The sequence below is a fragment of the Subtercola boreus genome (assembly GCF_003399635.1).
GTDB lineage: Bacteria > Actinomycetota > Actinomycetes > Actinomycetales > Microbacteriaceae > Subtercola > Subtercola boreus_B.
Genome location: NZ_NBXB01000044.1, coordinates 1 through 6559, shown reverse-complemented (window position 1 = coordinate 6559; position 6559 = coordinate 1). Strand labels below are relative to the sequence as shown.

The window sequence follows — 6559 nt, the reverse complement described above, 5'->3', positions numbered from 1 at the left end:
CGAGCTCCTCCGCAGAGGGCTCCGGCTTGTTTCTCTTCACAACATCCAGTGTCGTCATCACGGCACCTTCCCCGCCAGGCACACGCCCGACGCGTTAGGCCAGAAACACCGAATTCAGCACAGTCCCAAGTTTCTCGCGAGTGTTTCATAGGGCTACTGAGTCGTGTCTTGTGGGTGTTGTCGGGATAGTTGTATGACGCCATAGATCGGGAGGACTCCGGCGATGATGAACACGAAGCTCGCCCAGAGTGGTGCTCCGGCCGCTTCGCCGAGAACAATAATTCCGATCGTAACGCCGACCAGCGGGTCGATGACTGTCAGTCCGGCGACGACGACTTCCGGGGAGCCTGAAGCGTACGCGGTTTGCACGAAGTATGAGCCGAGGATCCCGGCGGCTGCGAGCCCGAGCAGGCAGACCAGAGTCAGTACGTCGGCGGGGGTGAGGTGAAAACCGCCCTGCAGTATGGTTTGGACGCGGGTGATGAGGACTTTGGCGAGTGTTGCGACGAAACCGAATAGTACTCCGGCGCCAACGACGTAGAAGATGCGGGTGAATCGTTTCCGAAGCGACGCGAAGGCGAGACCAAAGATCAGCAGGACAACGCCCAGAATCATCAAAACAATGACGAGTTGAGTGTTCGTGATAGGGATCGTGGTGGTAGTCAGTGCGGCGACGGTGACGAACAGGCCTATCCCCCCGACACAGAACGCGATGGCCCGGATCGCAGGTTTGCTAAGTTTCGTTTTCGTGACGCGGGCGGTGATCAGCGCAGTAATAATCAGGGCCGCTGCACCGAGAGGTTGCACGACGGTCAGGGGTGCGAGATACAGGCTGAAGAGCTGGAAAACGACCGCGAGCCCGAGCATCAGGGTGCCGATCAGCCATGACGGCCTGCGTACCAGGGCTGCGAGCTGCTGGATACCGAGACCCGACCGGGTGTGCTGCTGAGCTCGCGCGTTGATTTTGCTGACACCGTGTTGTTGGAACTCAGTTCCCGCGGCGAGGAAGACAGATCCGATCAGAGCAACCGGTATCCCTAATGCCTGCATGGGGCTGAGCGAAACCAGTTCAAGACTCACGAGCTGTCCTCCTGCCGTTCTGAATTCATGCGCATGTTCATCAAGTTGATCATCGCAGCCAACCCGGCCATCCGGTCAGATGCCAGCAGCCGCCACCGCGATGCAACCCTAGGCTGCTCGGTTCCGTTGGGGTGATGACGTGACGACGAGATCGGGCTGCCGGGTCTGGGCAAGCTTCTTATGCGAAGTGTCGGGCTTTCACGACACTCGGTGTTTTCTTTGGCGTCGCAAAGTCCTCGGACGAGGGGGGAACTCTCCACGCCTCAACCTGTACAGGTTGTGGGTGGATCATCGGGTTCATGACGATCAGAAACTGGCATGACGAGCACACAAAGACACTGACCCTGGGGCAGCGGGCGGCAGATGCCCTACGTAACGGGATGGGCAGCTGGCTGTTCATCGGTTCATTCGTCCTGATCATGGTGCTATGGGCGGTCATCAACTCCGTGTTCCTGCACAACGAGTCGTGGGACGCATACCCTACATTCTCCTGAACCTGTTCCTGTCAATGCTCGCCGGCCTCCAGGGAGCGATTCTGTTGATCGCAGCGAAACGACAAGACGCCATCAGCTCCGCGATGGCTAAACATGACTTCGACACCAACGTCGCGTCGAAAGTAGAAATCGACCGCCTCATCGAGCTCTGCGTCCAACACAAACAAATGATCACCGAACTCCGCGACCTCGTAAACCACCGCCCGGCCGCACCGTCAGCAAAAGCTGAGAAGGGATAACCAACACTGCGATCATGCCCCCGCCGGCACGTCTGAAGAAGGCGGACATTTGAGGGACATGACCATCTCGCCGACGCCCGTGAGTCGGCGCTGGTGCTTCTGCACGATGACCGGTTCGAAGGTCCCGTCCCGGTCAAGCCTCCGGCAGTTACGCCGGACGGCGGATGAACGTGACGCGGCGGCAAGACTGTTTGCCGTCAGCGTCGCCTGGCAGCATAGTCAGCCGTTGAGGTGATGGGGCGGTGATGGTTTCGTGGCCATTCCCGAATGGGGTCGTACTCGCCGGGCTGAACAGGCCGCCGTGTTGCCAGACCTTCGCGGCGTGGGCGGGGTTTCGCCACCGCGATTGGACAGTCTCCGTGCGTTGCAAGACAAACAGTCCCGTGGTGTTCAGATACCCGCTCTCAACCAGAAGGTCCCAAAGCGGCTCACTGACGTTCGAAAGAGGAATCACCCCGGCGACGCTACCCCCGAAAGAGGCGCACGCCACTGAACTCACAGGATCAGAGCAGACTTCCTTGGCGCAAGCGTTAATCCTGCTCAATGATCGAACCTGACTGGAGCGTGCGGTTCTGCGTGCAGCACAGGCCCACCCTCGAGGGGCCGGGATGGCCTATTGCTTGGTGGCGGTGAACGTGTCGTGGTATTCGTCGACGATGCGGCGGGTCGCGGCACCGATTGCGCGGTACTCGTTGTCGGTGAGGTTAGCGAGTGAGACGCGGGCGGAGGTGTCAACGACTTCGAATCCTTTGCCGGGCAGGAGAACGACTCCTGTTTCCTCGGCGAGGCGGAAGAGGAACTCGGTGCCGAGGTCCTGGCTGAGGAACCAGTTCTCGAAGTCGTTTCCGTAGAGTCGGCGGCCGAGTTCCTGGAGGTCGATGAGGCTGTAGTAGTTCACGTCGTCTGGTTCGAACTCAGCCGTGACGCCGATACTAGAGTACAGGGTCTGGTAGCGCTGTCGGATGAGCTGTTTGGCCGCAGTTTTGTATTGCCCAAGCCGGTCCATCAGCCCATTAAGCGCGAAGAGAGCCATCTGGAGTTGCTGGGGTGTTGAAAGACCCGCAGTGTGGTTCAGGGCGACGGCACGGCTATCGGCGACGAGCCGGTCGATGAACGCCAACTCGCGTGGGGTTGAGGTCAGCGATTCGTAGCGGGTGTCCAAACGGGTCTTCTCGCTCTCTGGTAAGTCGCCCAAGAGTTCGTCGATGATGTTCGAGGTATGAAGGGCGATAGCGCCCAAACGCCAGCCGGTCGCTCCGAAGAACTTCGAGAACGAGTACACGCAGAGGGTGTTGTGCGGGCATCTGGCGAACAGAGAAACGAAGTCGTCCGCGAAGGTGCCGTAGACGTCGTCGGTCACGATGATGAGGTCCGGGCGATGATGTTCGACGACGTCGGCGAGCTGGTCGAGCACGGTGGTGGAGAGTTTTGATGACGGCGGGTTGCTGGGGTTCACGACGCAGAACACTTTGATTGCCGGGTCCAGGAGCTTGTCGATCTCGTCTTGGGGCAATTGCCAATCAGCCGTCCGGTCCATTCGGATGTCAACAATCTCCAAGCCGTATTCCTTGAGGACAGGAATTTCTAGGTACGGGGAGAAGATCGGGGTGGCGATGCCTATTTTGTCGCCCGGGTGGATGAGCCCGTTGGCCGTGAGGCTGTTGAAGATGTACGCCATCGCGGCGGTTCCGCCTTCGGTGGCGAAAACGGAAAACTCACCCTGGTCGGTGATGGGTCCGAACATTTCCTGGGCAAGGTAGGCCTTAACGATTTCCTCGACGTGGCGGAGTATGCGTGGCGGGGTCGGGTAGGTACAACCGAGGAAGGCTCCGACCATTTCGACGAGAAACTCGTCGCGGTCAAGGCCGAGCTGATCCTTGACGTAAGACAGCGCTGATCGCAGGAACGTCACTCCTTTGCTGTGGCCTTGATGGGCGGCGAAGGCTTCGAAGCGCCCCACAATGCCGTCTCGTTCGGGTAGACCTCCGAAGCCGCTGTCGAGGTAGGAGTAGGAGCGTTCGGACTCCCTCATGGAGAACTCGCCCAATGTCAGGAAGGCCCAGCGTGGGAGGGTGGCCAGGAAGTTGGGGTTGCCTCTCCCTGCGTTCAGCATCAGTCGTTGAGCGTCGGATGAAGCGACAGAGATGAGTTTGTCTTTGAGTTCGAACGGACTGAGATTGGTGAAGCTGGAATAGTCCTCGGCTGGCATTGTGGTCTCTCTCTGTGGGCGGTCAGGCTGTAGCATTTTTGGTGACAAGGCCCACGATGACGGGGCCCCACAAGGTCAGGAACACGTTCGCGACGGCGTAGGTGACGGTGAACGAGACCACAGGGGTGGAGTTTCCTGCCTTCTCGAGCAGCGCCGCGAAGGCCGGATTCGCGCTTCGTCCGCCCGCGACACAGGCCAACGCTTCGATCGGGTTGCGGATGCGGAGCACATAGTAGGAGAAGAAGAATGTGAAGACTGTCGGGATCAGGGTGACGGCGACCCCGAGCAGGAACAGAGTGATTCCGTGCTGCTGGATCGCGACGAGAGCTTGCGGCCCCGCGGTGATACCGACGATCCCAACAAACGCGGCGAGCCCGAAGTCGCGGAGGAAGTTCGACGCGCCCAACGGGAGGGCTGCGTACCTGGGGTGGACGCTGCGGAGCCATCCGCACATGAGGCCGGCGATGAGGCACCCGCCACCACTGCCGATAGCGATCGGGACCCCCCACAGGGTCAGGGTGATCAGCCCGATCAGCAGACCGGCCGTCATCCCGATGCCGAAGAAGACGTAGTCGGTGCGGGCTGCGGCGCTGATGATGTACCCGATTTTGGATTGCACCCGGCCAAGATCGGCGGGACGTCCCACGAAGTGGAGTTCATCGCCCCGGTGGAGTTCGAGGTTGTCCAACAGCGGCAGATCGATTCCCATCCGTTTGGCGTTGGTGAGGTACACGCCATGGCTCAGGCCCACGTTCACGTGCTTACGTATTTCGCTGATCGGTCGTGACGTGAGGGCCTTATTGGTCAAGATCACTTCCCGGGCTTCCTCCACCAGCCGGAATCCGTCAGGTGCCGGTGATTCCTCGCCGAGGAGTTCTCCGGCCCGCGTCATTGCCTCAGCCCTCCCGGACAAAGCAACCAGATCCCGGTCTTGCAGAATCGTCTTATCGGTGAGAGGGATAGTTGCTCCGCCTCGAACGACGGCCTCGACCGCCGCGTCAGAGAGGGCCGCATCAACCTCAAGCGCAGTCTTTCCGCTAGAGCCTCGAGCTTTATCCAGGGTGAAGAAACGCGTGACAGTGGGCCGGACTGCGTTGAACGTTCCCGGGTCGAGTTCGGTGTGACCGCCCGACATCGTCGCTGCGAGCTTGACCGCTTCAGCCCTGATATCCCAGCGTTTCAGCGCGGGCAGGAACCAGGTCACCAAAATGATGGGCCCGAGGGATCCGAAAATGTAGGTGATGGCGTAGCCGACCGCCACGTTGGTTTGCATCGTTTTGGTGACATCAGGGGAAAGCCCAAGCTTTCCGATCGCATCCCCAGCCGTGCCGATGATCGCGGACTGGGTCAACCCACCACTAGCCAGCCCAGCAGCAAGCCCCCGGTCAAGACCAAACACCCAAGCCCCAACAAGCACCGTACCCAACCCCGCAACACACATCACGAAAGCAGAAACGAGTTGGTTCAGCGACCGACGATTCAGCGCATGGAAGAACTGCGGGCCGCCCTGGAAACCCACCGCGAAGATGAACAGGGCGAAAAAAATGGTCTTGATACCCGGATCAATGGTGATACCGATCTGACCTATAACAACACCAACCAGAAGCGTTCCCGCGACACCCCCGAGCGTAAAACTGCCAATATGGATCTTTCCGACCACATAGCCCAGAGCGATTGTGATGAACAAGGCTACAAGTGGTTGGGCGGTGAAGAGATCACCGATGATGTTCACAGGAAAGTCTGACGGGTATGGCCGGGAGGGGACGTTGTCATAGAGGCAGGCTCGTTTCTCAATCGGTTATCGGCACCGCGCCGGCGAGATCCGAGCTCCGAGCAGAACCGCGAAGAAACGTGACCGGAATCGCGAGCAGCACCGACAGTCAACCACCTACCGCACACCCAACACAGGGTCCTTGGTCCCAACCATCCGCGGCACCCGTCCGCCCCACTCCCCCACAACCCCCTGAACGCCCACTGGCCGACCCCGGGGAGTGGACGCGGGTTAAGCGGCGAGTTGGATCTCTGCTACTTGGGATGAGTCTTGCATCTCGAAGTCCACCGGAGTGGCTTGCCCGATTGCAAAGTGGCGGCGGCGGCGGTTGTAGCGGTCCTCGATCCAGTGAGCGACGTCGCGAGTTACGTGAGTCCAGGTGGGCCAAAGGCGGCGGTATTAGGAATCCGTTTTCAGCGTCGCAAAGAAGCTCTCGGCCATGCTGTTGTCCCAGCCGATCACGCGCCGGCTGTGCGCATCGATGACGGTGGCTAAATAGACCCATTCCTCCCACGTTCTCAAATCGGTGATGTCACCCGCCCAAACTTGGTTCAGAGCGCCGGTGTCCCACTGTCGTTTCACGAGATCGACCGAGGAAACATCAGCAAGGTCGATCACTGTTGTCGTCTTCCATTTCTTGGTGACGTCCCCTCGAGTGGTGTGCTTTCGCTTTGCCGGTTGAGGTCAGTGGTTGAAGCTTAGGCGGCGATGAGTTCGGGCAGTGTTGTCACCTCCTCGATCGCGGTGGTTGGGTCGTTCATGGTCT

Annotated in this window: 4 protein-coding genes and 1 pseudogene; 1 reads left to right on the top strand and 4 read right to left on the bottom strand. The window is 59.8% G+C overall.

All coding sequences use genetic code 11. The annotated features are described in order from the left end of the window. Positions 1-153 precede the first annotated feature (153 nt). Positions 154-1080, bottom strand: coding sequence for a multidrug DMT transporter permease (locus B7R22_RS16805; RefSeq protein ID WP_253259145.1), 927 nt, complete (start codon positions 1078-1080; stop codon positions 154-156). 299 nt (positions 1081-1379) lie between these two features. Here B7R22_RS16805 and B7R22_RS16800 point away from each other — a divergent pair. Further along, positions 1380-1813 (top strand): annotated as a pseudogene (locus B7R22_RS16800) (DUF1003 domain-containing protein). Positions 1814-2426: 613 nt separating this feature from the next. Here the strand turns inward: B7R22_RS16800 and B7R22_RS16795 are convergent. The 3 genes from B7R22_RS16795 to B7R22_RS20335 all read right to left on the bottom strand — a co-directional run bounded on the left by B7R22_RS16795 (position 2427) and on the right by B7R22_RS20335 (position 6411). Beyond that, positions 2427-4022 (bottom strand): bifunctional aspartate transaminase/aspartate 4-decarboxylase, encoded by a 1596-nt coding sequence (locus tag B7R22_RS16795; protein WP_116412850.1) that lies wholly within the window; start codon positions 4020-4022, stop codon positions 2427-2429. 22 nt (positions 4023-4044) lie between these two features. Beyond that, on the bottom strand, positions 4045-5754 hold the full coding sequence (gene aspT, locus B7R22_RS16790) for an aspartate-alanine antiporter (RefSeq protein ID WP_116412849.1): 1710 nt from the start codon (positions 5752-5754) through the stop codon (positions 4045-4047). A 438-nt stretch (positions 5755-6192) separates the two neighbouring features. Then, entirely contained in the window at positions 6193-6411 is a 219-nt protein-coding gene (locus tag B7R22_RS20335) for a DDE-type integrase/transposase/recombinase (protein ID WP_116412848.1), read from the bottom strand. Positions 6412-6559: the final 148 nt, after the last annotated feature.